This is a genomic window from Pseudoxanthomonas jiangsuensis, assembly GCF_010093185.1.
Classification (GTDB): domain Bacteria; phylum Pseudomonadota; class Gammaproteobacteria; order Xanthomonadales; family Xanthomonadaceae; genus Pseudoxanthomonas; species Pseudoxanthomonas jiangsuensis.
This window is the reverse complement of the sequence record NZ_PDWL01000135.1, coordinates 1-530: the sequence shown is the minus strand read 5'-3', so window position 1 is coordinate 530 and position 530 is coordinate 1. Positions and strand designations below refer to the sequence as shown.

The window sequence follows — 530 nt, the reverse complement described above, 5'->3', positions numbered from 1 at the left end:
CTGCGCTTCAACCTGCCGATCGTGCCGGATGCGAGTCATGAGTTCGCCTGGCTGGTCATCACGCTGTCGCTGATTGCGGTGATCTATGTCGGCTTGGTGGCGTTGGTACAGGACGACATGAAGAAGCTGGTGGCGTATTCGTCCATCGCGCACATGAGTTTCGTCACGCTCGGTACCTTTATCGCCTTCACTTTGGTGCGCGATTATGGCAGCACCGATGCTGCCCGTCTGGGCCTGCAGGGCGCGATGGTGCAGATGATTTCGCACGGTTTCGTATCCGGTGCGATGTTCTCATGCATCGGCGTGCTCTACGACCGCATGCATACCCGTCGCATCGCCGACTACGGCGGCGTGGTCAACGTGATGCCGTGGTTCGCCACGTTCTCCATGTTGTTCTTCATGGCCAACGCCGGTTTGCCTGGAACGAGTGGTTTTGTCGGCGAGTTCATGGTCATCCTGGCCAGCTTCCAGAAGCATCCGCTGGTTGCCTTCGCTGCAGCCACCACGCTGGTGATCACCGCGGCGTACAC

Annotated in this window: 1 protein-coding gene; it reads left to right on the top strand. The window is 59.2% G+C overall.

Annotated features, from left to right (window positions below; all coding sequences use genetic code 11):
- The coding region (locus CSC62_RS17660; RefSeq protein WP_281353331.1) for a proton-conducting transporter transmembrane domain-containing protein at nt 1-530 on the top strand (530 nt) is incomplete at both ends.